Below are 24,576 nucleotides of genomic sequence, written 5' to 3' on the forward strand. Positions count from 1 at the left end.
ACAAACAAGAGGATCACCCCATGCTGCCCTTTAGCTTTGCCACCACCGCACAGATTCTCTGCGAGATCGGCGCGTCGCAGCGTCTGGCCGAGCTGTGCCGTGAGCGCGGCGCGCAGCGGGTGCTGATCGTCACCGATCCGGGCATCAGCAAGCTCGGCCTGCTGGACGAGGTGCTGCCAGGCTTTGCCCGCACCGAGCTGACGGTCGAGGTATTCGATCAGGTGGTCGCCGACCCACCCGAGGATATTTTGCTGGCTGCAGTGGAGCAGGCCCTGGCGCTCAAGGCGCAGCTGATCATCGGTTTCGGCGGCGGCAGTTCGATGGATGTGGCCAAGCTGGTGGCGCTGCTGGCTCATCCCGACTGCACTCAGGCGTTGGCGCAGATTTATGGCGTTGGCAATGCCCGGGGCCAGCGCCTGCCGCTGATTCTGGTGCCGACCACCGCCGGCACCGGTTCGGAAGTCACGCAGATTTCCATCATTACCACCGGTGCCACCAGCAAGATGGGCGTGGTCTCGCCGCTGCTGCTGCCGGACCTGGCGCTACTCGATGCCGAACTGACGCTCGGCCTGCCGCCTGCGGTTACCGCCGCCACCGGTATCGACGCCATGGTCCATGCCATCGAGGCCTACACCAGTACGCTGAAAAAGAACCCGCTGTCCGACCTGCTGGCCCGCGAGGCGCTGCGCCTGCTGGCGGCCAACCTGGATAAGGTGGTGCATGACGGATCTGATCGCGAGGCGCGTCAGGCCATGCTGCTCGGTTCCTGCCTGGCCGGCCAGGCCTTTGCCAACGCCCCGGTGGCGGCGGTGCATGCCCTGGCCTACCCCCTGGGCGGGCATTTCCATATTCCCCACGGTCTGTCCAATGCCCTGGTGTTGCCCCATGTGCTCGGCTTCAACGCCAGCGTAGCCGCGCCGCTGTATGCCGAGCTGGCCCCGCTGGTGCTGGGCGAGCAGTTGCGCGCCGGCGGCGTGTTGCAGCAGACCGAGCAGTTTATCGGCGCTATGGCCGACTTTAGTGTGCGCAGCGGCCTGCCGACGCGCCTGCGTGATGCCGGTGTGCCCCAGGACATGCTGCCGACCCTGGCCAGCGACGCCATGCAGCAACAGCGCCTGCTGGTCAATAACCCGCAGGAAATGACCGAGGCCCACGCCCTGGCCATCTACCAAGTCGCCTATTGAGGCGCGGATTGTTTGGTGCGCGCGGCGCACCCTACGCAGGCCGCGCAACACCTACAGACAAGGATTCTCGATGAACCAGCCCCAGCATCTGCACAGCGATTACCGGCATTTCCAGCCGATCACCACGCGCTGGCATGACAACGATGTCTATGGCCACGTCAACAACGTGACCTACTACAGCTTCTTCGACAGTGCGGTGAACAGCTACCTGATCGAGGTTGGCGGCCTGGATATCCACAACGGCGAGGTGGTGGGTTTTGTGGTCAGCTCCAGCTGCGATTACTTCGCCTCCATCGCCTTTCCCGACCGTATCGAGATCGGTCTGCGGGTCGGCAAGCTGGGCAATAGCTCGGTGCAGTACGAGCTGGCGGTGTTCAAGGCGGATGAAGAGGAGGCCTGCGCGGCCGGGCGCTTTGTGCATGTCTTCGTCGACCGCAGCAGCAACCGCCCGGTCAGCATTCCCGAGAACCTGCGGGCGGCGCTGACAGTGTTGCTGATGGAGCCGGCTGCCTAGGCGTCCAGCCCCACCCTACGCCCACAAAAAAAGCCGCTGTTAAGCGGCTTTTTTGCATCGCTACTCAGTGGTGCTTGTGCTTGTTCTTTTTGTAGTTCTTGTGCTTCTTGCCGTGGTAGTGGTGGACGACCACATGGTCGCGATCACGTTCGCGGCCGCCAGCGTATTCATTGGCCAGCGCGCCACCGGCCGCGCCCCCCAAGCCTGCACCTATGGTCGAACCGGTGCTGCCGCCGATCTGGCCGCCGATCACCGAGCCACCGGCTGCACCGAGACCGCCACCCAGGGCGGCTTCGGTCTTGCGGCCGTCGCGGGCGGTCACCGCACCGCCGGCGGCACCGCCCAGGCCTGCGCCAATGGCGGCGCCGGTGCTACCGCCGACCTGCTGGCCAATCACGTTACCCAGGGCTCCGCCGACGCCGCTGCCGATGGCGACCGTGCCGGTATCGCCGGCCTGGGCCAGGGGGCTCAGCAGCACGCTGAGGGTCAGTGCAGAAAAAAGAGTGCGCATAAGGCAAACCTCGACAACAGAAACGGATTTGTGAGCGTTTAGAGCCGCGATGGGCGAAAAGTTCCTTGGGCCGCAGTGCCACTGTGCGCGCTGTCACGAATTCGGCTGTGCGTTTGCTGCGCTGGGCGCTTTGGATGGGCGGAAACCATGCCTCCGCAAAGACTGTCTAGACTCTGCGGGGCCAGGCGACTGTCGACCTGGTCCTAGCCATGGAATGAAGAGGGTTTTGCATGAGCATGTTCGCCTTTGTCAAAGAAGCCGGGGTAAAGCTGTGGGAGTCGCTGGTTGGTCAGGAGGCCCAGGCCGCTGAGTCGCTAACGGCGCATGTGGCCAAGGTGGGCTTGGGTAACCCGAATATTCAGATCAGCGTCGAAGGCGAGAAGGTCATCGCCCGTGGCGAAGTGGCCAGTCAGGAAGAGAAGGAGAAAATCCTCCTGGCCCTCGGCAACGTCGCCGGTGTGGCCGAAGTGGAAGACCATATCAGCGTGACCACGCCGGCTCCGGCGGCGCGCTTTGTCACGGTGAAGAAGGGCGACACCCTGAGCGCGATTGCCAAGGCCGAATACGGCAACGCCAATGCCTACCCGAAAATCTTCGAAGCCAACAAGCCGATGCTCAGCCATCCGGACAAGATCTATCCGGGCCAGGTGCTGCGTATTCCTGAATAAATCTCCCCGCCTGCCAGTCCCGGATTGCATCCGGGCTACAGGCCTTGCAACAGCTCGCGGTAATCCTCCACAGCCGCAAATTCCTCGGTGTCCTTCGGTGCCGCCTGGCTATCCGGCTGGCGCACGGCGAGCAGGTGGCCGACGCCAAAGCGTCCGGCGCTGCGCAGGATCGGCAGGCTGTCGTCGATAAACAGGCTGCGCGCAGGCGTGAAGCTGATGTCCTGCTGCAGGGCGTGCCAGAATTGCTGGTCTTCCTTGGGGAAGCCATAGTCGTGGGAGCTGATCAGTCGGTCGAAGTAAGGTGCCAGTTCGATGCGCTCCAGCTTTAGCGACAGCGAATCGCGGTGCGCGTTGGTGATCAGGACCACCTGCTTGCCGGCTTGGCGCAGGGCTTGGATAAAGGTGTCGGCATCCGGGCGCAGGGCGATCAGGTGCGCGACCTCGCGCTTGAGGTCGCGGATCGACAACTTCAGCTCGCGGCTCCAGAAATCCGTGCAGTACCAGTTGAGGGTGCCGGCGTGTTCGCGGAACAGCGGCAGCAGCTCGGCCTCGGCCAGCGCTCGGCTGATGCCGTGGTGTTCGGCGTAGCGTTGCGGCAGATGCTGCAGCCAGAAGTGGTTGTCGAAATGCAGGTCGAGCAGGGTGCCGTCCATATCCAGCAGGACGGTGTCGATGGCGTTCCAGGGTAATGGGAGCATGGCGGCTTCTTGATGGCAGGTTGTGCAGGCTGTCGCGCGTGGTCGCGTTATCGTCGCTATTGCGCAATCTCGGCCGCAGATAATCGGAAAAGCCGCGTTATGATAACCCGCCAGGTCACGCCAAGGAGCCGCCCCATGCGTCAGAAACCCACCGTACTCGCTCGCGAGATAGTCGCCAGCAGTCGCCTGTTCCGTGTCGAGGAACTGCAGTTGCGCTTCAGCAACGGCGTGGAGCGCACCTACGAGCGACTGGTGGGCAAGGGCGTGGGCTATGGTGCTGTGATGGTGGTGGCCATGGCCGATGCCGAGCATGCCTTGCTGGTGGAGGAGTACTGCGGCGGCACCGACGACTACCAGCTGTCGCTGCCCAAGGGCCTGATCGAGCCGGGCGAGGACGCCCTGGTGGCGGCCAACCGCGAACTCAAGGAGGAGGCCGGTTTCGGTGCGCGGCAGCTGGAGCACCTGACCGAGCTGAGCCTGTCGCCCGGTTATATGAGCCAGAAGATCCAGGTGGTACTGGCCTGGGACCTGTTCGAGGAGCGCCTGCCGGGCGATGAGCCCGAGCCGATGCGCGTCGACAAGGTCAACCTGCGCGAGCTGTCGAGCCTGATCCAGCATCCGCAGTTCAGCGAAGGCCGCGCCCTGGCGGCGCTCTATCTGGCCCGCGACCTGTTGATCCAGCGTGGAGCCTTCAGCCTGTGAGCCATCCGCTGATTCCCGCAGTCATCGAACTGGTGCGTCAGGCCGGTGCCGCCATCCTGCCGCACTGGCGCAACGACGTTGTAGTGAACGAAAAGGCCGACGCCTCGCCGGTAACCGCCGCCGATATGGCCGCCCATCATATTCTCGACGCCGGCCTGATCGCCCTCGATCCGAGCATCCCGGTGCTGTCCGAGGAGGCCGCGGATATCGCCCTGAGCGAGCGTGCCCAGTGGAGCCGCTGGTGGCTGGTTGATCCGCTGGATGGCACCAAGGAATTTATCGCAGGCTCCGAGGAATTCACCGTCAACGTGGCGCTGATCGAAGAGGGGCGGGTGGTGTTCGGCGTGGTCGGCATTCCGGCCAATGGCCGCTGCTATTACGGCGGTGCCGGCCTGGGGGCCTGGCGCGCCGATGCGGCGGGTATCAGCGAGGCGATCAGCGTGCGCCTGGCCCCGGAGGACGCCTTCACCCTGGTAGCCAGCCGGCGGCACTCCAGTCCGGCTCAGGAGGCCTTGCTGGCAGGCTTGAGCGAGCGCTTCGGTGACCTGCAACTGACCAGCGTTGGCAGCTCGCTGAAGTTCTGCCTGCTGGCCGAAGGCAATGCCGATTGCTACCCGCGCCTGGCCCCGACCTCGCAGTGGGACACCGCCGCCGCCCAGGGCGTGCTGGAAGGGGCGGGGGGCGAGGTGCTCAATCTCAAGGGCGAGGCGCTGGGCTATGAAGCACGCGAATCCCTGCTCAACCCATCCTTTCTGGCCCTGCCGGCCGCCGCCGAATGGCGCGCCGAGCTGATCCAGCTGGCCCGCGCGTTGGATTGACCGCGAATATTCCGGTTGCGTGATGGGTATCGCTGCGCTCAACCCATCCTACGTCGCTCACAATCTGTAGGAGCGGCCCATGGCCGCGATAGGCTTGCGCTTGATCGCGGGCAAGCCCGCTCCTACAGATGCAGCTGTGGCTCGGCTCAGTCGAGCATGTCGCCGTAGCGCTCGTCCTTCTTGAACACCAGCGGCTGGGCGAAGCCCGGCACCTTGATCTGCTCGCGGCTGATCTCGATACCCTGGTCGTCGATCAGGTCGTTGCCGAAGTTGTAGATGATGCCCAGATCGCCCTGCAGCGCCTGGGCGTCGTAGGCCTGGGCGGCGGCGCGGGTGGTTTCGCGGCGCTGCAGGTAGGCGGCATAGGCCGTTTCGCCATGGCGCTTGCGCAGCATCTTCTCGACCACATGGGGGGCCAGCAGCAGGGCGCTGGCGTTGTTGCCGCCGAATCCCTTGGAGTTGATAAAGCACAGGTCCAGCTGCTCCGGGGCGCGTGAGCGATCCTGGGTAGCGAAGCTCAGGTGCTGCTGGTGCACGTCGTCCGCCACTGCATCGATGGTCTTGATGCCCGGGATGATGCCGTACTTGAAGCTGCCCAGGGCCGAGATCACCTGGTCGCCGCTGGCGGTGGCCAGGGAGTGGCCGACAAAGGCTTTTACCGCAGTGACCGGCCACTGCTCGATGGCAAAGGTGCTGGCGATGCGGTCGAGGATTTCCGATTCGGTCACCCGGTTGGCCGGGGTGCTGGAGCCGTGGGCATGCACAAAGCTGCGCTGGCGTACCGCGTCGATACCCAGCAGCTGCACGGCGCTGGCCACGGCCTTGGCCACGGTCAGGTAGTTGCCCGGGCCGGGGGCGGAAATGGATTTCTTGAAGCCGTCGGCATTGATAAACACATCCGGCACTGCGCCATGGATATCCGCGCCCAGCTCCAGGGCCAGGGCGTCGTCCATCAGCACCACGAACTGGCAGGCTTCGGCCAGGGTAAAGCCGCAGTTGTCGCCAAACGGGCGGCTGGCACGGCGGAAGTCCACCGCATCCTTGCCTTCGACCTGACGCAGGCCATCTTCGGTGGCCAGGGCCCCCATGGCCCCGTAACCCTCGATGCATTCCTGGTTGATCGGTGCCTCGCTGCTGCCGACTATGACCACCCGCGCCTTGCCCGAGGCGATCTGCTCGATGCCCTTCTGCAGGTTGTAGAGGAAGGTGGCGCAGGCCCCGGTGATGGCCCCGGTGCTGCCGACGCTGCCCAGCACATAGGCGTTGATGAAATCCGCCGGCATGGTGTTGAGGCCCAGGGCCAGCTGCTTGGCGGTAACCCGGCCGCCTTTGAGGCGCGACTGCATCAGGCCGCCAAAACCGTTTTCGTCGAGCTGGCTCATGATGCAGCTGGCGAATACCGCCACTTCATCCGGGGCCACGCGCTGCATGATGGCCTGCCAGTCGATACCGGTGGCGCGCAGGGCGTCGGTCACGCCGACTATGGTCATGGCCAGGCCGCGCGGGTGGAAGCGCGCGTTGTACAGCTCGCTGGGCTCGAAACCGGTGGGCAGCTGGCCGGCGGATTTCACCGGCAGGGCGCGGTAGCTGTCGACCTTGAATTCGCAGTTGTCGTGCAGGGTCACCAGCACTTCGCTGGCGTTCAGCTCGTCCACCGTCCAGTCGCTGGGCAACGGGTCCGGCAGGTGCTTGCGCAGGGTGATAAAGCTCAGCGGGTGACCGGCGGTGGCGCTGATATCGATGGTCTTCTGCCAGTGGGCAGCATCGGGGTCCAGGTGCTGCTTTTCGATGCGTCGCACCAGGGTCGAAGCGAGGATCTGTTCGGCGAAGCGGCTGTCGATCTCGGCCGGGCTCAGGGCATGGCCCTCGTCATCGCGATAGACACCGTCGACCACCTGGACCAGCTTCATCATCACCGCCAGGCCGGCCAGGGTCTGTTGGCGTGTGGCGCTGTCCATCGATTCGATCACGGTGCGGCGGAAGCCATGGTGAAAGGAGCTGCGCCCGGCCGCGTTGTAGCCACCAAAACCAACGATCACAGGTAGACGTGAGGTCACTCGAAAACTCCTTCTGAAGATGTCGCCGGGCAAGCGTAGATAACGCGATAAAGACTTGCCGTGGTGGTTTCTGTGCAGGAAAGGCACCGCTGATACCGCGCGGCATGGTTCCTTGGGTGCCTATGCTGACGTGATTTCTGACCTGTGAGTCACGGTTTCGACCAAGGTAGGGCTTCGGTAAAACCGCACGACTGCTATGGTTTCTCCAGCCTTTCGCCGGAGAACAATAATGCACAGCGTCAATCCCTATGAGTACGGCATGCCGCGTGACGCGGCGAATTTCCAGGCACTCAGCCCCTTGAGCTTTCTCGAGCGCGCCGCCAGCGTCTATCCGCAGCGCCTGGCGCTGATCAACGGCGGCCTGCGCCAGACCTGGGGTGACACCTACAGTCGCTGCATCCGCCTGGCCTCGGCCCTGGCCAAGCGCGGCATCGGCCTGGGCGATACGGTGGCGGTGATCGCCCCTAACGGCCCGGCGATGTTCGAGGCGCACTTCGGCGTGCCTATGTGCGGTGCCGTGCTCAATGCCATCAACACCCGCCTGGATGCCGAAGCCATCGCCTTTATCCTGCAGCACGGCGAAGCCAAGGTGCTGCTGGTGGACAAGGAGTTCGGCGAGCTGGTGCAGCGCGCCACCAGCCATCTGCCCAATCGCCCGCTGATCATCGGCATCGACGACCCGGAATATCGGGACGGCCAGTTGATCGGCCAGTTCGATTACGAAACCCTGCTCGCCGAAGGCGATGCCGACTATGCCTGGCAGATGCCGGCCGACGAATGGCAGGCGATCTCCCTCAACTACACCTCCGGTACCACCGGCAATCCCAAGGGCGTGGTTTACCACCACCGCGGCGCGCACCTGAATGCCCTGTCCAACGCCATGTGCTGGGACATGAGCCGCTTCCCGGTGTACCTCTGGACCCTGCCGATGTTCCACTGCAACGGCTGGTGTTTCCCCTGGGCGCTGGCGGCCTATGTCGGAGTCAACGTGTGCCTGCGCCACGTGCGCGCCGAAGCCATCTACCCAGCCATCGCCGAGCACGGTGTCGACCACTTCTGCGGCGCGCCGATCGTGCTGAATATGCTGGCCAATGCCAGTGAGGAGCTGAAGGCGTTGAAGACCCGACCGGTCAAGGTACTGACCGCCGGTGCCGCGCCACCCGCGGCGGTGATCGAAGCCATGGAAGCCCTGGAGTTCCGCGTGACCCACGTCTATGGCCTGACCGAAACCTACGGCCCCAGCGTGGCCTGCGAATGGAAAAGCGAGTGGGACAGTGAAACGCCGGAACAGCGCGCCCGCCTGAAATCCCGTCAGGGCGTGCGTGCGCCGCTGCTCGACGGCCTGATGGTGGCCGACCCGGATACCCTGCAGCCGGTGCCGAAAGACGGCCAGACCATCGGCGAAATCTTTATGCGCGGCAACGTGGTGATGAAGGGGTACCTGAAGAACCCCTCGGCCACCGCCGAAGCCTTCGCCGGCGGCTGGTTCCACTCCGGCGACCTGGCGGTGTGGCACGAAGATGGTTATGTGGAGATTAAGGACCGCTCCAAGGACATCATCATCTCCGGCGGCGAGAACATCTCCTCCATCGAGGTGGAGGACGTGCTGTATCGCCATCCGCAGATCCTCGAAGCGGCGGTGGTGGCCATGGTCCACGACAAATGGGGCGAAACCCCCTGCGCCTTCGTCACCCCCAAGCCGGGCGTCGAACTGACCGAGCAGGAGGTGATCGCCTTCTGTCAGCAGCGCATGGCGCGCTTCAAGGTGCCGGGCTGCGTGGTGTTTACCGCGTTGCCGAAAACCTCCACCGGCAAGGTGCAGAAGTTCGTGCTGCGTGAGCAAGCTAAGGCACTGGCGGCGGGCTAGAGGCTTCGCTTTGGGTTTTATTACGTTTGGAGGTGAGTGTTAAGCGCATACTGCTTGTCCAAGTTTTATCGCTATAGAGCCTGAGTCCCGCCGATGAATCGTCCGCCTGCAGCATCTGACAGCGACCCGGCACCTGTTGACGTGAGCCACGGCGTGGTGGTGGCCGTGCGCGGTAGCGTGGTGGATATGCGCTTTGCTGCCGAGTTGCCGCCCATCTACTCGCTGCTGCGCACCGGCCCGGCCGGGCAGATCGTGATTGAAGTGCTGGTGCAGCGCGATGCCCAGCATGTCCGCGGAATCGCCCTGACGCCGACCCAGGGCCTGGCTCGTGGCATGCGCGTGGAAAACACCGGAGGGCCGCTCAAGGCCCCGGTGGGCAAGGCCATTGTCTCGCGCATGTTTGATGTGTTCGGCAACACCATCGACCGCGAACCACCCTTGAGCGATATGCAGTGGCGTTCCGTGCACCAGGCACCGCCGCCCCTGATCCAGCGCTCGACCCGGGCGGAAGTATTCGTCACCGGGATCAAGGTCATCGATGTGCTGTCGCCCCTGGAACGGGGCGGCAAGGCCGGCCTGTTTGGGGGTGCCGGGGTGGGCAAGACCGTGCTGCTGACGGAGATGATCCACAACATGGTCAGCCATCAGGAGGGCGTTAGCATCTTCTGCGGCATTGGCGAGCGGTCCCGCGAAGGCGAAGAACTGTACCGCGACATGAAAGCCGCCGGCGTGTTGCCCAATATGGTGATGCTGTTCGGGCAGATGAACGAGCCGCCCGGGGCGCGCTTTCGCATCGGCCACGCGGCCTTGACCATGGCCGAGTATTTTCGCGACGACCAGCACCGCGATGTCTTGCTGCTGATCGACAATATCTTCCGCTTTATTCAAGCCGGCTCCGAGATCTCCGGGCTGCTGGGGCAGATGCCCTCGCGCCTGGGCTACCAGCCGACCATGGGCACCGAGCTGGCAGGGCTGGAAGAGCGCATCGCCAACACCGACAACGGTGCCATTACCTCGATTCAGGCGGTCTATGTGCCCGCCGATGATTTCACTGACCCTGCTGCGGTGCACACCTTCGGTCACCTCTCGGCGTCGATCGTGCTGTCGCGCAAACGGGCCAGCGAAGGCCTGTATCCAGCCATCGACCCGTTGCAGTCCAGCTCGAAGATGGCCACCCCGGGTATCGTCGGCGAACGCCACTATCTGCTGGCCCAGGCGATCCGCCGCACCCTGGCGCAATACGCCCAGCTGAAAGACATCATCGCCATGCTCGGCATTGAGCAGCTATCCCAGGAGGACCGCAGTGTGGTGGCTCGGGCCCGACGCCTGGAGCGCTTTTTCACCCAGCCGTTTTTCACCACCGAGCAGTTCACTGGCCTGACTGGCAAGCTGGTCAGCCTGGAAGACGCCCTGGACGGCTGCGAGCGAATTCTCGCCGACGAATTCAAGGACCTTCCCGAAAGTGCGCTCTATATGATCGGGGCGGTCGATGAGGCCTACGCCAAGCAGCGCGGTGCCACGGCGTCGCCACAGCCGCAGGCAGCAGAGGAGGTGGAACATGGCAGCGACCAGCATGAACCTTAAGCTGTTGCTGCCGTTCCAGATATTCGCCGAGGTCAGGGGCGTGTCGCGCCTGGTGGCAGAGACCCGCGGTGGCTCGTTCGGCCTGCTGCCGCAGCGCCTCGACTGTGTGGCGGCGCTGACGCCGGGCATTCTGATCTATGAAACCGCCGCCGACGGCGAGGTGTTTGTCGCGGTGGATGAAGGGGTGCTGGTCAAGACCGGTGCCCAGGTGTTGATATCCGTGCGCCGGGCCTTGCGTGGCAGCGACCTCGCGCAGTTGCGCGAGGCGGTGGAGCAGGAGTTTCTGACCCTGGATGAAAATGAGCAAGGCGTGCGTTCGTTGATGGCCAAGCTGGAAAGCGGCTTTTTACGGCGTTTCGCGACATTCCAAGACAAATAATCCAGATCAACGGCCCTGAACATGAGCGAAAAAAACCACCCACCAGAGGCACCGCGCAAGCCACCGGCAGATTTTGCCGAGCAGGTTGGGCGCAAGGCTGCGCGCAAACTCAAGGCGCGGCGCAATGCCACGCCGGGCGTCTGGTTCGGCCTGGGCATGATGGGCTTGATCGGTTGGTCGGTGGTGGTGCCTACGCTGCTGGGCGCGGCGCTGGGCCTGTGGTTGGATCGCCATTATCCGGGGTCGCGCTCCTGGACCCTGGCGCTGCTGGTGGCCGGGCTGTTGCTCGGTTGTTTCAATGCCTGGCATTGGGTGACCAAGGAAGACCGCGCTATGCGCGAAGAGCAGGAGGACCAGCACGATGAGCATCAATGAGATCATCTTTATGGCGCTGGCGGGGGTGGCCGGCACCATGCTTGGCGCACTGTTTTTCGCCGGATTGTGGTGGACGCTGCGCCGCGGCCTGGCCTCCAGCCGTCCGGCGCTGTGGATATTCACCAGTCTGCTGCTGCGTCTGAGTCTGACCCTGGCTGGGTTCTACTGGGTGGCCGGCGACGACTGGCGGCGCTTGCTGGCCTGCCTTCTGGGCTTCTTGCTGGCCCGCCTGCTGGTGACCCGCCTGACCCGGCCGGGGCAACCCGCTGCGGGTATTGCGACCGAGGAGGCCAGCCATGCACCTTAGCCCGGATGAAGTGATCTTCTGGCAACTCGGCCTGTTCAAGCTGAACGCCACCATCGTTTATACCTGGGCGCTGATGCTGGTCCTGGTGCTGGGCTCGCGGTTGATCACCGCCAGACTGTCCCGCGATCACCAGCGTTCATCGTGGCAGAACCTGCTGGAAATCATCGTCAGCGGGATTGAACAACAGATCGGCGAGATTGGCCTGGCGCAGCCGCAACGCTACCTGGGCTTTCTCGGTACGCTGTTTCTGTTCGTCGCCGCGGCCAGTCTGTGCACGGTGATCCCAGGCTTCGAGCCGCCGACCGGTTCGCTCTCCACCACCGTTGCGCTGGCCGCTTGCGTGCTGGTGGCGGTGCCCATGTATGGCATCCGTGATCAGGGCCTGCGCGGCTACCTGGCGACCTACCTCGAACCGACCTGGATCATGCTGCCGTTCAACCTTATCAGCGAGGTTTCGCGCACCCTGGCCCTGGCCGTGAGGCTGTTTGGCAACATGATGAGCGGGGCGATGATCATCGGCATTCTGCTGGCGATAACCCCGTTTCTGTTTCCCATTGTCATGACCCTGCTTGGCCTGCTTACCGGCATGGTCCAGGCCTATATCTTCAGCATCCTCGCCGCGGTCTACATCGCCGCCGCCACCCGAACCCGCAAGCCGCGACCACAGTCGCCGGCTTGAGCTTTTATTCACTTCAGTAAGGATTCTCCATGGACAGCTTGACCCTGATTGCTCTGGTTTCAATTGTCATGGCCGGACTCACCACCGGTTTCGGCACCATGGGCCCGGCCCTGGCCGAAGGCCGCGCGGTGGCCACGGCCCTGACCTCCCTGGCCCAGCAGCCGGATGCCTCGGCGACTATCACGCGTACCTTGTTTGTCGGCCTGGCGATGATCGAGTCCACGGCGATTTACTGCTTCGTGGTGTCGATGATCCTGCTGTTTGCCAACCCGTTCTGGAACGCCGCCATCGCCCAAGCTGCGGGTCAGTAAAGCCATGCTGATCGACTGGTTTACTGTCGCCGCCCAGGTGCTCAACTTTGTCGTGCTGGTCTGGTTGATGAAGCGCTTCCTGTACCAGCCAATCCTGCGCGCGATCGCCGCCCGCGAGCAGCTGATCGCCGCGCAGCTGGCCGATGCCGCCGGGCAGAAGGCCGAAGCGCAACGTGAGCGCGCCGAGTTCGAAGATAAGAACCAGGCCTTCGAGGCGCAACGCGCCACGCTGCTCAGCGAGGCCGTGGCGCAGGTGCAGCTTGAGCGCCAGCGTCTGCTGGACAATGCGTGGCAAGCGGCCGAGGCCATGAGCGCCAAGCGCCAGGAGGCGCTACGCAATGACGCCAACAAGCTCAATCAGGCCCTGGCCCAGCGGGTCCAGCACGAGGTCTTCGCCATCGCCCGCAAGGCCCTGGCCGACCTGGCCGGCAGCAGCCTGGAAGAGCGCCTGGTCGCGGCGTTTATCGAGCAGTTGCAGCGCCTCGAAGCGCCAGCGCGGCAGCGCCTGGCCGAGGCCATTGCACTCGGTAGCGAGCCGGTGCTGCTGCGCAGCGCCTTCGAGTTGCCGGCCGCGCAGCGCCGGCAGCTGCAAGAGGCGCTGAATCAATGCTTTGACGGCGAGATTGCCCTGCGTTTCGAGCGCAAGGCCGAACTGCTGGGCGGGATCGAGCTGAGCTGCAATGGCCAGCGCCTGGCCTGGAGCATCAGCGACTACCTGCAGGCGCTGGAGCAAGGCGTAGACGAGCTGCTGCAGGCCCAGCCATGAATGCTCCTGAGGACGCTCTGCAGCAGGTGCTCGAGCGCACCCTGAGCGGTATCGGCCAGACTCGCCAAGCCTTCCAGGCCCAGCTGCGGCTAAGCGAGGTGGGCACCATCACCCAGGTGTCCACCGGCATCGCCACTGTCAGTGGTCTGCCGGGTGCCGGTTTTGAGGAGTTGCTGAGTTTCCCCGGTGACGTATTCGGTATCGTCTTCAACCTCGACGAAACTGAAATAGGTGTGGTGCTGCTGGGCGATTACGCCCATCTGCAGGCCGGCGATCAGGTCGAGCGCACCGGTCGGGTGATGGATGTGGCGGTAGGCGAGGCGCTGCTTGGACGGGTCATCGATCCCCTGGGTCAGCCCCTCGATGGTCTGGGGCCGGTGGCCTGCAGCGTGCGCTTGCCGATCGAGCGGCCGGCGGTGCCGATCATGGACCGGGCACCGGTCAGCCAGCCACTGCAGACCGGCCTCAAGGTCATCGATGCGCTGATTCCGATCGGCCGTGGCCAGCGCGAGTTGATCCTCGGCGATCGGCAGACCGGCAAGACCGCCATCGCCCTGGATACCATTCTCAACCAGCACGACCAGAATGTGCTCTGTGTGTATTGCGCCATCGGCCAGCGCGCCTCGGCGGTGGCCAAGGCCGTGGCGATCCTGCGCGAGAAAGGCGCGCTGGCCTACACCGTGGTGGTGGTCACCGAGGGCAATGCGGCACCTGGTCTGGCCTATATCGCCCCCTATGCGGCGACCAGTATCGCCGAACACTTTATGCAGGCCGGGCGCGATGTGCTGATCGTCTACGACGACCTGACCCAGCATGCCCGCGCGTACCGCGAGCTGTCCCTGCTGCTGCGCCGGCCGCCGGGGCGCGAGGCGTTTCCCGGAGACATCTTCTATATCCATTCGCGTCTGCTGGAGCGCGCCACCCACCTGAACGAGGCGCTTGGGGCGGGCTCGTTGACCGCGCTGCCAATCATCGAGACCGAAGCCCAGGACATCTCCGCCTATATTCCGACCAATCTGATTTCCATTACCGATGGCCAAATCTACCTGTCGCCGGTGCTGTTCGAGCTGGGCGTATTGCCCGCCGTGGATGTCGGCAAGTCGGTGTCGCGGGTCGGTGGTAAGGCGCAACGGGCAGCGTATCGTGCGGTGGCGGGCGATCTGAAACTGGCGTATGCGCAGTTTGAAGAGCTGGAGACCTTTGCCCGCTTCGGCGCGCGTCTGGATGCCGACACCCAGCTGGTTATCGAGCATGGCCGGCGGATTCGCGCCTGTCTGAAACAGGTGGAGTTCGCCCCGGTGTCGGTATCGGCGCAAATCGCCACCTTGCTGGCCCTGAGCGGCGGGCTGTTCGACGACATCGCCCTGGCGCAGATGCGAGCGGCTGGCGCGGCGGTCGCCGCAGCGGCAGAACTCTTGCCCGAGGAGCTGCGCGAGCGCCTGCAGGCAGCGGGCAAGCTGCGCGATGACGACCGTGAGGCAATTATCGAGACCGCTCGCCAGGCGCTGCGGGCCTTTCAGGCCGAAAGCGCACCCGCCACTCAGGTGGCGGCTGAGCCGGATAACCCCGCCGAGAGCCGGCCATGAGCGATACCCCGGCCAGCCTGCGCCGCAGCATCGCCAGCGCTGGCGATCTGCAGTCGGTGGTGCGTTCGATGAAAGCCCTGGCCGGTGCCAGCATCGGTCAATATGAGCAATCGGTGCAGGCCCTGGCCGAGTATTACCGCAGCGTCGAGCTGGGCCTGAGCCTGTGTCTGCGCCAGCCTCAGGTCCAGGCGCGCCGGGCCATCGAACCGGCACCCGGAGCGAAGGCCGCCATCGGCGCTATCGTGTTCGGCTCCGATCAGGGGCTGGTGGGCCAGTTCAATGAGCAGGTGGCCGAGTTCGCTATCGAGACCCTCGCCGATATGCCCGGCGATCTGCAGGTCTGGGCGGTGGGTGAGCGTGTGCATGGCAGCCTGGAACAGGCTGGTCTGCCGCTCAAGGGGCTGTTCCGCGTGCCCAGTTCGGTCAAGGGCATTGCGCCGCTGGTGGGGCAGATTCAGCTGGACAGCGAAGCGCATGTGACCAGTGAGCTGGCGCGTTTTTATGTGTTTCATAACCGTCCGCAGGCCGGCATGAGCTACGCACCTGTCTGTCAGCGGCTGCTGCCCCTGGATCGGCAATGGCAGCAGAACCTGGCGCAAATCCCCTGGCCCGGCGGCGCTCTGCCGGAAATTCTCCATGATGCCCAGCAGACCCTGCGCGCGCTGATCCGCGAATACCTGTTCATTTCGCTGTTTCGCGCCTGTGCCGAGTCACTGGCCAGTGAGAACGCCAGCCGCCTGGCGGCGATGCAGCGGGCGGATAAAAACATCGAGGAGCTGCTGGAGACGCTGCGCAGTGACTTCAACCGCCTGCGCCAGAGCAGCATCGATGCCGAGCTGTTCGAGGTGATCTCCGGGTACGAGTCGCTGACGTCCGGTGAGGCGCTGCCCCTTATGCCAGGTGCTCGGGTTGCACCGCCTCACCGGACTTGAGGTCGAGGCGCTGGCGGATGTCTTTGAACATGACATCGTATTTGTGGTGCATTGCAATGATATTCGCCGTTTCGGCAGGCTGTGTTTCTGCGCAAGGTGGAAACAGTTGCTGGCAAAGTTGCACGCCATATCCCTGCGCAGTTCGAATTCCTCGGTGAAGGCTGTGCCGTTGATTGCACCGTGCATGCGAAAGTGCATGGCTTTGCCCGTCTCAGGGTCATTGACCACGTGATACATCGAGGCCGATGTCGTAGCCAAAGTCGTTGGGTTGCAAGGGCGCACGGGTGATATGCAGATGGCCGGGTTCGCTCATGGTGAAGCTCCTGTGGGTATGGACAGTGGCTGTCAGCGGTAATCAATGCCCGTTTGCGCCGTGCTGATCCGGGTGCCGGCCTTGCCTTGAACGATGGCTTCAATATCCGCTAGCGAGCCGATCACCGCGACCTTACCGGTATTGCGGGCGAACTCGCAGGCGGCCTGGACCTTGGGCCCCATAGAGCCAGCGGCAAAGTCGAGCTCGGCCAGTGCGTCCGGGTGGGCGGCGCTGATGGTTCTTTGCGTCGCCTGGCCCCAGTCGCTAAATACCGCGCTGACATCGGTGGCGATCACCAGCAGATCGCTCGCCAGCTGTTCGGCCAGCAGCGCCGAACAGAGGTCTTTGTCGATCACCGCCTCGACGCCGTGCAGCTTGCGCTGGGCATCGTAGACGCAAGGAATGCCACCGCCGCCGGCACAGATCACCACCGTGCCTTTTTCCAGCAGCCATTGGATCGGGCGGATTTCGAAGATCCGGGTCGGCCGCGGGCTGGCGACCACGCGGCGAAAGCGGTCGCCATCGGCGGCGATGCTCCAGCCATTTTCGGCGGCCAGGCGCTCGGCCTCGGCCTTGCTGTAGACCGGGCCAATCGGTTTGCTCGGGTGTTGAAAGGCCGGGTCGGCCGGGTCGACTTCCACCTGGGTCAGCAGGGTGGCGAAAGGCACCTCGACGGGCAGCAGGTTGCCCAGTTCCTGTTCGATCATGTAGCCGATCATGCCTTCGGTTTCGGCACCCAGCACATCCAGCGGATAGGGGTTGAGCTCGGTGTAAGCGGCGGCCTGCAGGGATAGCAGGCCGACCTGGGGGCCATTGCCGTGGGCCACGACCAGCTCGATACCGGGGGCGATCTTGGCCAGCTGTTCGGCGGCGATACGGATATTGATCCGTTGATTGTCCGCGGTCATGGGTTCACCACGGCGAAGGAGGGCGTTGCCGCCCAGTGCAACGACGATACGCATTGTGCATGTCCCCTAGGAGGTGATGGCCTTGCCTGCCCGCGGTAGGCTGGACAGTCGCGGAGCCCGCTGGCTGTCCAGCGACCGCCACATGGGCGGGTAAGCGGTCAGATATCAGCCAGCGCCGAAACCAGAATGGCCTTGATGGTGTGCATGCGGTTTTCCGCCTGATCGAAGGCAATATTGGCTGGCGACTCGAACACCTCTTCGGTGACTTCCACGCCGTTCGCCAGATTGGGGTGGCGCTCGGCCAACTCCTTGCCCACTTCGGTCTCGCTGTTATGAAAGGCCGGCAGGCAATGCATGAATTTCACCCGGGGATTGGCCGCAGCCTTCATCATCTGCGCATTCACCTGGTAGGGCAGCAGCTGGGCGATGCGCTGGTCCCATACCTCCTCAGGTTCGCCCATGGAGACCCAGACATCGGTGTGGATGAAGTCGACGCCCTTGACCGCTTCCTCGGGGTCATCGGTGAGGGTCAGGCGCGCGCCACTGGCGTCGGCGAAGGCTTGGCATTGGGCGACAAACTCGGCTGCCGGCCAGAGCTCCCTGGGTGCACCGATGCGCACGTCCATGCCCAGCTTGGCACCGACCATCAGCAGCGAGTTGCCCATGTTGTAGCGGGCATCGCCGAGGTAGGCATAGCTGATGTCATGCAGCGGTTTGTCGCTGTGCTCGCGCATGGTCAGCACGTCGGCAATCATCTGGGTCGGGTGAAACTCTGCAGTCAGGCCATTGAACACCGGCACACCGGCGTACTTGGCCAGCTCCTCGACTATTTCCTGGCCGAAACCACGGTACTCGATGGCGTCGAACATGCGCCCCAGCACGCGGGCGGTGTCCTTCATGCTCTCCTTGTGGCCGATCTGCGAGGAGCCCGGCTCTATCAGGGTGACATGGGCACCCTGATCATGGGCCGCGACCTCGAAGGCGCAGCGGGTGCGGGTCGAACTCTTCTCGAAGATCAGGGCGATGTTCTTGCGCTGGAGATGCTGCTGCTCGGTGCCGGTGTACTTGGCGCGTTTCAGGTCGCGGGCCAAGTCCAGCAGATAGCGCAGTTCCTGGGGGCTGTGATGCATCAGGCTGAGCAGGTTGCGGTTGTGCAGATTGAACGCCATGACAGTTTCCTTGTGAGAAATGGGCGTGGCAGGCCTGGGTAAAGCCTGCCGTGCGCAATTAGTAATCGACAGGATCGCGGACGATTGGGCAGCTCATGCAATGGCCGCCGCCGCGGCCGCGGCCCAGCTCGCTGGCATCGATGGTGATGACTTCCACCCCGGCCTTGCGCAGCTGGGTATTGGTGTAGGTGTTGCGGTCGTAACCGATCACCACCCCCGGTTCGAGCGCCAGCACGTTGTTGCCGTCGTCCCACTGCTCGCGCTCGGCCTCGTAGCTGTCGCCGCCGGTTTGCACGGTGCGCAGTCGCTTCAGGTTCAGCGCTTCGGCCACCACCTGCAGGAACGGCTGGTCTTCGCGGCGGATATCGATGCCGCCCGGTTTGCTCGGGTCGGGGCGCAGGCTGAACGGTACGATCTGGTTGACCACGTCGGGGAAGATGGTCACCAGGTCGCGATCGCAGAAGCTGAACACCGTGTCCAGATGCATGGCCGCTCGCGACTGCGGCAGGCCGGCGACTATCACCCGTTCGACCGCGCCCTTGGCGAACAGGTTCTGCGCCAACTGGCCGATGGCCTGGCGCGAACTGCGCTCGCCCATGCCGATCAACACCACACCATTGCCAATCGGCATCACATCGCCACCTTCCAGGCTGGCCGAACCGTGATCGAGATCAGGGTCGCCGTACCAGGTCTCGAAGTCGGCATTGGCGAAGTCGGGATGAAACTTATAGATGGCGCTGGCCAGCAGGGTTTCCTGACGGCGCGCCGGCCAATGCATCGGGTTGAGGGTGACGCCGCCGTAAATCCAGCAGCTGGTGTCACGGGTGAACAGGGTGTTGGGTAGCGGTGGCACGACAAAACTGGCCGGGCCGATGAACTCGCCGAGCATCTTCAGGCTGGCGCTTTCACCCAGCCCTTTGAGCAAGTCGGCCACCGCCACGCCACCAATCAGCTGTTCGGCCTGGGTGCGTGGGCTCAGGCTTTCCAGCCAGCTGCGCACCTCGTTCTGCAGGCCGATACCGACCAGGTTGGCGGTGATCTTGCGGTCGAGAACCCACTGCAGCGCTGCGGGATTCTGCACGGTATCGGTCAGCAGGTTGTGCATCTCCAGCACTTCGACGCCACGCTCGCGCATCTTGCTGACGAAGTCGAAGTGGTCGCGCTTGGCCTGGCTGACCCAGATCACGTCATCGAACAGCAGCTCGTCGCAGTTGTTCGGTGTCAGGCGCAGGTGCGCCAGGCCCGGCGAACAGACCATAACCTTGCGCAGCTTGCCGACTTCGGAATGCACCCCGAGTTTTCCAGTACTCATGTCATAAATCCTTCTGTTAGAGGCTGAGGAAGCCGGCATAGAGGCCATAGGCGGCAATGCCGGCACCGATCAATACGGTCAGGAAGATCAGTTGCTCCACGCGGGTGAACACAGCCTGGCCCTGCTCACGCCTGGCTTTGGCGAAGAACAGCGCGCCCGGCGCATAGAGCAGCGCCGACAGCAGGACGTACTGCACCCCGCCGGCATACACCAGCCACACCGCATAGATCACCGCGATCAGGCCGATCAGCAGATCCTTGCGCCGTGCACCGGGCTGGCCTTCGTAGGTCTCGCCGCGTACCGCCAGCAGCACCGCATAGGCGGCGGACCAGAAATACGGCAGCAGGATCATCGACGTGGCCAGGTACAGCAGCTTGAGGTAGGTGGCATCGTTGAACAGGGTGACGATCAGAAACAGCTGGATCAGCCCGTTGGATAGCCAGAGCGCGTTGACCGGCGCGTGCTTGGCGTTTTCCTTTTTCAGGAAGTTCGGCATGGTCTGATCGCGTGCACCGACGAACAGGATCTCCGCGCAGAGCAGGGTCCAGGACAGCAGCGCGCCGAGCAGCGAGACGATCAGGCCAATGCCGATCAGCGCCGCGCCCCAGGGGCCGACCACCTGCTGCAGCACCCCGGCCATCGAGGGGTTCTTCAATCCGGCCAGTTCGGCCTGACTCAGGATGCCCATGGACAGCACGTTGACCATCACCAATAGCAGCAATACCCCGAGGAAGCCGATCACCGTGGCCTTGCCGACATCGGCACGGTTTTCGGCGCGAGCCGAATAGACGCTGGCCCCTTCGATGCCGATAAACACCCAGACGGTGACCAGCATCATGTTGCGCACCTGGTCCATCACGCTGCCCAGCTCCAGGTTGCCACGGCCCCAGAAGTCGGCGGTGAATACCTCGAGCTTGAAGGCGATGGCGGTGAGGACGACAAACAGCAGCAGCGGCACGATCTTGGCAACGGTGGTGACCAGGTTGATCAAGGCCGCCTCGCGGATGCCGCGCAGCACCAGAAAATGCACGGCCCAGAGCAGCAGCGAGGCTCCGACGATAGAGGGCAGAGTGTTGCCCTCGCCGAATACCGGGAAGAAATAGCCGAGGGTGCTGAACAGCAGCACGAAATAGCTGACGTTGCCGATCCAGGCGCTGATCCAGTAACCCCAGGCCGAGGAGAAGCCCATGTAGTCGCCGAAGCCGGCCTTGGCGTAGGCGTAGACGCCAGCGTCCAGTTCCGGTTTGCGATTGGCCAGGCTCTGGAAGACGAAGGCCAGGGCCAGCATGCCCACGGCGGTGATCGCCCAGCCAATCAGAATGGCACCGGCGCTGGCGCTGGCCGCCATATTCTGCGGCAGGGAGAAGATCCCGCCGCCGATCATTGAACCTACAACCAGCGCGATAAGCGCGGCTAACCGCAGTTTTGTCGAAGCCTGGGACATGACACGGCCCTCCTTGGGGTACGAGTGCTCATTGAACGCACACAAACCACGGGGCAAGACTGACTTGAATCAAGGCCCGAGCATTGTCTGGCGCAGTACAGTTCGGGCGTGTCTTAAAGGATTGATACCCTCTTCGGATTGCAGTCTGACTACAAAGTTGCGTAGCCGAACAAGCCTAGGCGCAGTCCTGGAGCGGTGGTACATGCACAGCCTTTCCCGGATTGCATCCAGGCTACTTGTCAGCATTTTTTAGACAAAAAAAGCCCGGCGCTAAGGCCGGGCTGAAGGTGTGCGTTGCTACACACGGAGTTGGATCAGGTCATGCCGAGCCAGGTCGGCAGGGCCATGGACACGGCCGGCACATAGGTGATGATCATCAGGAAGCCGAGCAGCAGCATCAGCCACGGCCAGGCGGCCTTGATCACCGAGGTCAGCGGCATGCCGGTGACCGCCGAGGTGACGAACAGGTTGAGGCCCACCGGCGGGGTGATCAGGCCGATTTCCATGTTCACCACCATGATGATGCCCAGGTGGATCGGGTCGATGCCCAGCTGCACGGCAATCGGGAAGAGGATCGGCGCGAGGATCAGGATGATCGCCGACGGCTCCATAAAGGCACCGGCAATCAGCAGCACGATGTTCACCACCAGCAGGAACTGCCAGGGCTGCAGGCCCATCTCGACCACAATGGCGGTGATGGTCTGGGGGATCTGCTCGGTGGTCAGCACGTGGGCGAAGAGCATGGCGTTGGCGATGATGAACATCAGCATGATGGTCAGCTTGCCGGACTCCAGCAGCACCTTGGGGCACTCGCGGATGGTCATGTCCTTGTACACGAACAGCGCCACGAAGCCGGCGTAGACCGCCGCTACCGCAGCCGCTTCAGTCGGAGTGAACATGCCCGAGTAGATGCCGCCGAGGATGATCACCATCAGCAGCAGGCCCCAGATCGCCTTGCGCGCGGTACTCAGCAGCTGACGCAGGCTGGCCCGTGGCATCGACGGCAGGTTCATCTTCCGCGCGACGATATAGATCGCCACCATCAGCGCCACGCCCAGCAACAGGCCCGGCACCACGCCGGCCATAAACAGCTTGCCGACCGATTGCTCGGTCGCCGCGGCATACACCACCATGACGATCGACGGCGGGATCAGAATGCCCAGGGTACCGGCGTTACAGACGATGCCGGCACCGAAGGCCTGCGGGTAACCGGAGCGCACCATGCCGGCGATGGCGATCGAGCCGACGGCCGCCACGGTGGCCGGCGACGAACCGGAGAGGGCGGCGAACAGCATGCAGGCCATCACCGCGGAGATCGCCAGACCGCCACGGATATGGCCGACACAGGCGTTGGCGAAGTCGATCAGGCGCTGGGCCACGCCGCCGGTGGTCATAAAGGCCCCGGACAGGAGGAAGAACGGGATCGCCAGCAAGGTGTAGTGCTCGCTGGTTTCGAACAGCTTGATCGCCAGCGAACGGACCGAGTCCGGGCTGAACAGCATGATGGTCACCGAGCCGGCCAGGCCGAGGGACACGGCAATCGGCACGCCGATAAACATCATCAGGAACAGCAGGGCGAAGAGGAACAGGATGGTCATGGCTTGTGCTCCTCGTGTTCGGTCAGTTTCATCGCTTCGGCCGCTTCATCGGCCAGGCCCAGGCCGGTCTGCTGGTTGCGCAGGATGCGGATGAATACTTCCAGAAAACGGATAAAGACCATGGCGTAGCCGAACGGCACGATCAGGGTGATGTGCCATTGCATGATGCCGTAGTGACCGAGGTCTTCGGCCCCGATACCGGCGGTGAACAGGGTGTGCATCCAGTCGAAGCTGGCCACGCTGATCAAGCCGGCGTAACCCAGGCAGCACAGGCAGGCGATCAGGCCGATAACCCGCTGTACCGGTTTGCGCGCCAGTTTCACCAGGGCGTCGACGCCGATATGCCCGGCGGTGCGCACACCGTAGGCCAGGCCGAAAAAGATCAACCAGGCGAAGAGCGCCTTGGTCAGGGCAATGCTCCAGGTCATTGCCTGGGCCATGCCGAGAATGCTGTCGCCAATGGCGAATAACATCTCACTACCGCCTTCCCAGCGATCGGCCAGGTTATAGAACAGCGTGTAGAGGTTGTTGAGGATCACGTAGACGAAGGTCACCAGCGTCATGGCGGCCAGCAGGAAAGCGATAAAACCTTCCTCGAAGTGGTCCCAGACGCGCCGCAAGGCGTTCATCAATAGAGTCTCCAGTGGTTAAGAGCGGCGTACCCGGGCAGACCGCAAGGCCTGCCTGGGTATTCAGCCAATGGCGCAGCAGCAAGGCTGCGCTGTGGTTGGGTTCAGGCCGTAGCCTGCTCCGCCTTACTGGTTGGCAGCGTCGGCAGCCTTGATCAGGTCGGCACCGATTTCGGCTTCGAACTTGCTCCAGACCGGCTTCATGGCATCGCGCCATGCATTGCGCTGCTCAGGGGTCAGGGTAATGATTTCGCTGGTCTTGGCTTCGATGATGCGCTGCTTGTCGCCTTCGTTGAGGGCGTCAGCCTGCTTGTTCACTTCGGCGGTCACTTCCACGACGATCTTGTCCAGCTCGCTGCGTACATCGGCAGGCAGGCTGTTCCAGAACTTGGTGTTGGTGATCAGCATGTAGTCCAGGACACCGTGGTTGGACTCGGTGATGAACTTCTGCACTTCATGCATCTTCTGGCTGTAGATGTTCGAGTAGGGGTTCTCGGCACCGTTTACAACGCCAGTCTGCAGGCCCTGGTAGACCTCGGCGAAGCTCATTTTGCGCGGGTTGGCCTTGACGGCCTTGAACTGCTCTTCCAGTACGGCGGAAGCCTGTACGCGGAACTTCAGGCCACGGGCATCTTTCGGCTCACGCAGGGCCTTGTTGGCCGACAGCTGCTTGAGGCCGTTGTGCCAGTAGGCCAGGCCGGTGATGTTCTTGTCTTCCATGGATTTCAGCAGGGCCTGACCTTCAGGGCTCTGCTGGAAGCGGTCGACGGCGGCCATGTCCTGGAACAGGAACGGCAGGTCGAATACCTGGATCTGCTTGGTGTACTGCTCGAACTTGGCCAGGGACGGCGCGATCAGCTGCACGTCACCGAGCAACAACGCTTCCATTTCCTTGCCGTCGCCGAACAGCGAGGAGTTGGAGTAGACCTCGACCTTGACCTTGTCGCCCAGGCGTTCTTCGGCGAGCTTTTTGAACAGCGCTGCGCCCTGGCCTTTGGGGGTGTGGTCAGCGACAACGTGGGAGAACTTGATCACGATCGGGTCGGCGGCCTGGGCCATGCCGGCGATGCTCAGCGACAGGGCGCAAGCCAGCGCCTTGGCAGTCAGTTTGAACATGGAATGCTTCCTCTTGTTTTGCTTATTTTGTTTTGCTTGGCGCGTGATGCGCCGCAACGCTGTAGAGCGAGCGAACAAGAACAAGTCTAGGCGGCCTGTCGAAAAATGATGGGCCTTGGCAGCGATTGCCTGAACTTGTATTTGTTGGA

25 protein-coding genes and 1 pseudogene are annotated in these 24,576 nt (G+C 63.5%); 15 read left to right on the top strand and 11 right to left on the bottom strand.

The window, feature by feature from the left end; genetic code table 11:
- Positions 1-20 precede the first annotated feature (20 nt).
- Both WMW70_RS01045 and WMW70_RS01050 read left to right on the top strand, forming a co-directional pair.
- A complete protein-coding gene (locus tag WMW70_RS01045; protein WP_341435672.1) occupies positions 21-1,184 on the top strand; it encodes an iron-containing alcohol dehydrogenase in 1,164 nt (387 codons plus the stop codon).
- A 70-nt stretch (positions 1,185-1,254) separates the two neighbouring features.
- Positions 1,255-1,698, top strand: coding sequence for an acyl-CoA thioesterase (locus WMW70_RS01050; protein ID WP_341435673.1), 444 nt, complete (start codon positions 1,255-1,257; stop codon positions 1,696-1,698).
- 64 nt (positions 1,699-1,762) lie between these two features.
- Here WMW70_RS01050 and WMW70_RS01055 read toward each other — a convergent pair whose 3' ends face one another.
- Positions 1,763-2,209, bottom strand: a complete 447-nt coding sequence (locus WMW70_RS01055; RefSeq protein WP_341435674.1) for a glycine zipper domain-containing protein — start codon at positions 2,207-2,209, stop codon at positions 1,763-1,765.
- Positions 2,210-2,439: 230 nt separating this feature from the next.
- On the opposite strand from WMW70_RS01055, the gene lysM reads away from it, so the two are divergent.
- Positions 2,440-2,877 (top strand): peptidoglycan-binding protein LysM, encoded by a 438-nt coding sequence (gene lysM, locus WMW70_RS01060; RefSeq protein WP_341435675.1) that lies wholly within the window; start codon positions 2,440-2,442, stop codon positions 2,875-2,877.
- Positions 2,878-2,912: 35 nt separating this feature from the next.
- Here lysM and yrfG read toward each other — a convergent pair whose 3' ends face one another.
- Positions 2,913-3,575, bottom strand: a complete 663-nt coding sequence (gene yrfG, locus WMW70_RS01065) for a GMP/IMP nucleotidase (RefSeq protein ID WP_341435676.1) — start codon at positions 3,573-3,575, stop codon at positions 2,913-2,915.
- 135 nt (positions 3,576-3,710) lie between these two features.
- Between yrfG and nudE the strand changes: the two genes are divergently transcribed.
- Together nudE and cysQ are read left to right on the top strand one after the other, a co-directional pair.
- Positions 3,711-4,277 (top strand): ADP compounds hydrolase NudE, encoded by a 567-nt coding sequence (gene nudE, locus WMW70_RS01070; RefSeq protein ID WP_341435677.1) that lies wholly within the window; start codon positions 3,711-3,713, stop codon positions 4,275-4,277.
- Positions 4,274-5,095 carry a 3'(2'),5'-bisphosphate nucleotidase CysQ gene (gene cysQ, locus WMW70_RS01075; RefSeq protein ID WP_341435678.1) on the top strand — a complete coding sequence of 274 codons (822 nt, stop codon included), beginning with the start codon at positions 4,274-4,276 and terminating at the stop codon, positions 5,093-5,095. The genes nudE and cysQ overlap by 4 nt, the downstream gene beginning before the upstream one ends.
- Positions 5,096-5,241: 146 nt before the next feature.
- Here cysQ and WMW70_RS01080 read toward each other — a convergent pair whose 3' ends face one another.
- Positions 5,242-7,152, bottom strand: a complete 1,911-nt coding sequence (locus WMW70_RS01080) for a beta-ketoacyl synthase (protein WP_341435679.1) — start codon at positions 7,150-7,152, stop codon at positions 5,242-5,244.
- A gap of 229 nt (positions 7,153-7,381) precedes the next feature.
- Between WMW70_RS01080 and WMW70_RS01085 the strand changes: the two genes are divergently transcribed.
- The 10 genes from WMW70_RS01085 to WMW70_RS01130 all read left to right on the top strand — a co-directional run bounded on the left by WMW70_RS01085 (position 7,382) and on the right by WMW70_RS01130 (position 15,938).
- The gene (locus WMW70_RS01085) at positions 7,382-9,019 is read left to right on the top strand and encodes an acyl-CoA synthetase (RefSeq protein ID WP_341435680.1); all 1,638 of its coding nucleotides are present in this window, start codon (positions 7,382-7,384) and stop codon (positions 9,017-9,019) included.
- A gap of 93 nt (positions 9,020-9,112) precedes the next feature.
- Positions 9,113-10,603 (top strand): F0F1 ATP synthase subunit beta, encoded by a 1,491-nt coding sequence (gene atpD, locus WMW70_RS01090; protein WP_341435681.1) that lies wholly within the window; start codon positions 9,113-9,115, stop codon positions 10,601-10,603.
- A complete protein-coding gene (locus WMW70_RS01095) occupies positions 10,578-10,982 on the top strand; it encodes a F0F1 ATP synthase subunit epsilon (protein ID WP_341435682.1) in 405 nt (134 codons plus the stop codon). The genes atpD and WMW70_RS01095 overlap by 26 nt, the downstream gene beginning before the upstream one ends.
- Before the next feature lie 21 nt (positions 10,983-11,003).
- Entirely contained in the window at positions 11,004-11,357 is a 354-nt protein-coding gene (locus WMW70_RS01100) for an AtpZ/AtpI family protein (RefSeq protein ID WP_341435683.1), read from the top strand.
- The gene (locus WMW70_RS01105; protein WP_341435684.1) at positions 11,344-11,664 is read left to right on the top strand and encodes an N-ATPase subunit AtpR; all 321 of its coding nucleotides are present in this window, start codon (positions 11,344-11,346) and stop codon (positions 11,662-11,664) included. Before WMW70_RS01100 ends, WMW70_RS01105 begins: the two co-directional genes overlap by 14 nt.
- A complete protein-coding gene (locus tag WMW70_RS01110) occupies positions 11,654-12,343 on the top strand; it encodes a F0F1 ATP synthase subunit A (RefSeq protein WP_341435685.1) in 690 nt (229 codons plus the stop codon). Before WMW70_RS01105 ends, WMW70_RS01110 begins: the two co-directional genes overlap by 11 nt.
- A gap of 29 nt (positions 12,344-12,372) precedes the next feature.
- Positions 12,373-12,654, top strand: coding sequence for a F0F1 ATP synthase subunit C (locus WMW70_RS01115; protein WP_318945819.1), 282 nt, complete (start codon positions 12,373-12,375; stop codon positions 12,652-12,654).
- A gap of 4 nt (positions 12,655-12,658) precedes the next feature.
- Positions 12,659-13,420, top strand: a complete 762-nt coding sequence (locus tag WMW70_RS01120; RefSeq protein WP_341435686.1) for a F0F1 ATP synthase subunit delta — start codon at positions 12,659-12,661, stop codon at positions 13,418-13,420.
- Positions 13,417-15,006 carry an alternate F1F0 ATPase, F1 subunit alpha gene (locus WMW70_RS01125; protein WP_341435687.1) on the top strand — a complete coding sequence of 530 codons (1,590 nt, stop codon included), beginning with the start codon at positions 13,417-13,419 and terminating at the stop codon, positions 15,004-15,006. The genes WMW70_RS01120 and WMW70_RS01125 overlap by 4 nt, the downstream gene beginning before the upstream one ends.
- Positions 15,003-15,938, top strand: a complete 936-nt coding sequence (locus WMW70_RS01130; protein WP_341435688.1) for a F0F1 ATP synthase subunit gamma — start codon at positions 15,003-15,005, stop codon at positions 15,936-15,938. Before WMW70_RS01125 ends, WMW70_RS01130 begins: the two co-directional genes overlap by 4 nt.
- On the opposite strand, the pseudogene WMW70_RS01135 reads toward WMW70_RS01130, so the two are convergent.
- The 8 genes and pseudogenes from WMW70_RS01135 to dctP all read right to left on the bottom strand — a co-directional run bounded on the left by WMW70_RS01135 (position 15,898) and on the right by dctP (position 24,427).
- Positions 15,898-16,175 (bottom strand): annotated as a pseudogene (locus WMW70_RS01135) (DUF5064 family protein). The gene WMW70_RS01130 and the pseudogene WMW70_RS01135 sit on opposite strands and share 41 nt — an antisense overlap.
- A 108-nt stretch (positions 16,176-16,283) precedes the next feature.
- Entirely contained in the window at positions 16,284-17,213 is a 930-nt protein-coding gene (arcC, locus tag WMW70_RS01140) for a carbamate kinase (RefSeq protein WP_341435689.1), read from the bottom strand.
- A gap of 104 nt (positions 17,214-17,317) precedes the next feature.
- Positions 17,318-18,328: an ornithine carbamoyltransferase gene (locus tag WMW70_RS01145; RefSeq protein ID WP_341435690.1), complete on the bottom strand. Its 1,011-nt coding sequence runs from the start codon at positions 18,326-18,328 to the stop codon at positions 17,318-17,320.
- Between the two features lie 58 nt (positions 18,329-18,386).
- Entirely contained in the window at positions 18,387-19,640 is a 1,254-nt protein-coding gene (arcA, locus tag WMW70_RS01150; RefSeq protein ID WP_341435691.1) for an arginine deiminase, read from the bottom strand.
- A 16-nt stretch (positions 19,641-19,656) separates the two neighbouring features.
- Positions 19,657-21,084 (bottom strand): arginine-ornithine antiporter, encoded by a 1,428-nt coding sequence (gene arcD, locus WMW70_RS01155; RefSeq protein WP_341435692.1) that lies wholly within the window; start codon positions 21,082-21,084, stop codon positions 19,657-19,659.
- Between the two features lie 314 nt (positions 21,085-21,398).
- Positions 21,399-22,682: a C4-dicarboxylate TRAP transporter large permease protein DctM gene (gene dctM / locus WMW70_RS01160; protein WP_341435693.1), complete on the bottom strand. Its 1,284-nt coding sequence runs from the start codon at positions 22,680-22,682 to the stop codon at positions 21,399-21,401.
- Positions 22,679-23,311, bottom strand: coding sequence for a TRAP transporter small permease (locus WMW70_RS01165; protein WP_341435694.1), 633 nt, complete (start codon positions 23,309-23,311; stop codon positions 22,679-22,681). Before WMW70_RS01165 ends, dctM begins: the two co-directional genes overlap by 4 nt.
- A 126-nt stretch (positions 23,312-23,437) precedes the next feature.
- Positions 23,438-24,427 carry a C4-dicarboxylate TRAP substrate-binding protein DctP gene (dctP, locus tag WMW70_RS01170; RefSeq protein ID WP_341435695.1) on the bottom strand — a complete coding sequence of 330 codons (990 nt, stop codon included), beginning with the start codon at positions 24,425-24,427 and terminating at the stop codon, positions 23,438-23,440.
- Positions 24,428-24,576 lie beyond the last annotated feature (149 nt).

The sequence above is a fragment of the Pseudomonas sp. XK-1 genome (assembly GCF_038069885.1).
Taxonomy (GTDB): Bacteria; Pseudomonadota; Gammaproteobacteria; order Pseudomonadales; family Pseudomonadaceae; genus Aquipseudomonas.

Excerpts from the sequence above, each read along its gene's own strand:
- WMW70_RS01045 (WP_341435672.1), top strand. The coding sequence starts at position 21 with ATGCTGCCCTTTAGCTTTGCCACCACCGCACAGATTCTCTGCGAGATC.
- WMW70_RS01050 (WP_341435673.1), top strand. The coding sequence starts at position 1,255 with ATGAACCAGCCCCAGCATCTGCACAGCGATTACCGGCATTTCCAGCCG.
- WMW70_RS01055 (WP_341435674.1), bottom strand. The coding sequence starts at position 2,209 with ATGCGCACTCTTTTTTCTGCACTGACCCTCAGCGTGCTGCTGAGCCCC.
- lysM (WP_341435675.1), top strand. The coding sequence starts at position 2,440 with ATGAGCATGTTCGCCTTTGTCAAAGAAGCCGGGGTAAAGCTGTGGGAG.
- yrfG (WP_341435676.1), bottom strand. The coding sequence starts at position 3,575 with ATGCTCCCATTACCCTGGAACGCCATCGACACCGTCCTGCTGGATATG.
- nudE (WP_341435677.1), top strand. The coding sequence starts at position 3,711 with ATGCGTCAGAAACCCACCGTACTCGCTCGCGAGATAGTCGCCAGCAGT.
- WMW70_RS01085 (WP_341435680.1), top strand. The coding sequence starts at position 7,382 with ATGCACAGCGTCAATCCCTATGAGTACGGCATGCCGCGTGACGCGGCG.
- atpD (WP_341435681.1), top strand. The coding sequence starts at position 9,113 with ATGAATCGTCCGCCTGCAGCATCTGACAGCGACCCGGCACCTGTTGAC.
- WMW70_RS01095 (WP_341435682.1), top strand. The coding sequence starts at position 10,578 with ATGGCAGCGACCAGCATGAACCTTAAGCTGTTGCTGCCGTTCCAGATA.
- WMW70_RS01100 (WP_341435683.1), top strand. The coding sequence starts at position 11,004 with ATGAGCGAAAAAAACCACCCACCAGAGGCACCGCGCAAGCCACCGGCA.
- WMW70_RS01105 (WP_341435684.1), top strand. The coding sequence starts at position 11,344 with ATGAGCATCAATGAGATCATCTTTATGGCGCTGGCGGGGGTGGCCGGC.
- WMW70_RS01110 (WP_341435685.1), top strand. The coding sequence starts at position 11,654 with ATGCACCTTAGCCCGGATGAAGTGATCTTCTGGCAACTCGGCCTGTTC.
- WMW70_RS01115 (WP_318945819.1), top strand. The coding sequence starts at position 12,373 with ATGGACAGCTTGACCCTGATTGCTCTGGTTTCAATTGTCATGGCCGGA.
- WMW70_RS01120 (WP_341435686.1), top strand. The coding sequence starts at position 12,659 with ATGCTGATCGACTGGTTTACTGTCGCCGCCCAGGTGCTCAACTTTGTC.
- WMW70_RS01125 (WP_341435687.1), top strand. The coding sequence starts at position 13,417 with ATGAATGCTCCTGAGGACGCTCTGCAGCAGGTGCTCGAGCGCACCCTG.
- WMW70_RS01130 (WP_341435688.1), top strand. The coding sequence starts at position 15,003 with ATGAGCGATACCCCGGCCAGCCTGCGCCGCAGCATCGCCAGCGCTGGC.
- arcC (WP_341435689.1), bottom strand. The coding sequence starts at position 17,213 with ATGCGTATCGTCGTTGCACTGGGCGGCAACGCCCTCCTTCGCCGTGGT.
- WMW70_RS01145 (WP_341435690.1), bottom strand. The coding sequence starts at position 18,328 with ATGGCGTTCAATCTGCACAACCGCAACCTGCTCAGCCTGATGCATCAC.
- arcA (WP_341435691.1), bottom strand. The coding sequence starts at position 19,640 with ATGAGTACTGGAAAACTCGGGGTGCATTCCGAAGTCGGCAAGCTGCGC.
- arcD (WP_341435692.1), bottom strand. The coding sequence starts at position 21,084 with ATGTCCCAGGCTTCGACAAAACTGCGGTTAGCCGCGCTTATCGCGCTG.
- dctM (WP_341435693.1), bottom strand. The coding sequence starts at position 22,682 with ATGACCATCCTGTTCCTCTTCGCCCTGCTGTTCCTGATGATGTTTATC.
- WMW70_RS01165 (WP_341435694.1), bottom strand. The coding sequence starts at position 23,311 with ATGAACGCCTTGCGGCGCGTCTGGGACCACTTCGAGGAAGGTTTTATC.
- dctP (WP_341435695.1), bottom strand. The coding sequence starts at position 24,427 with ATGTTCAAACTGACTGCCAAGGCGCTGGCTTGCGCCCTGTCGCTGAGC.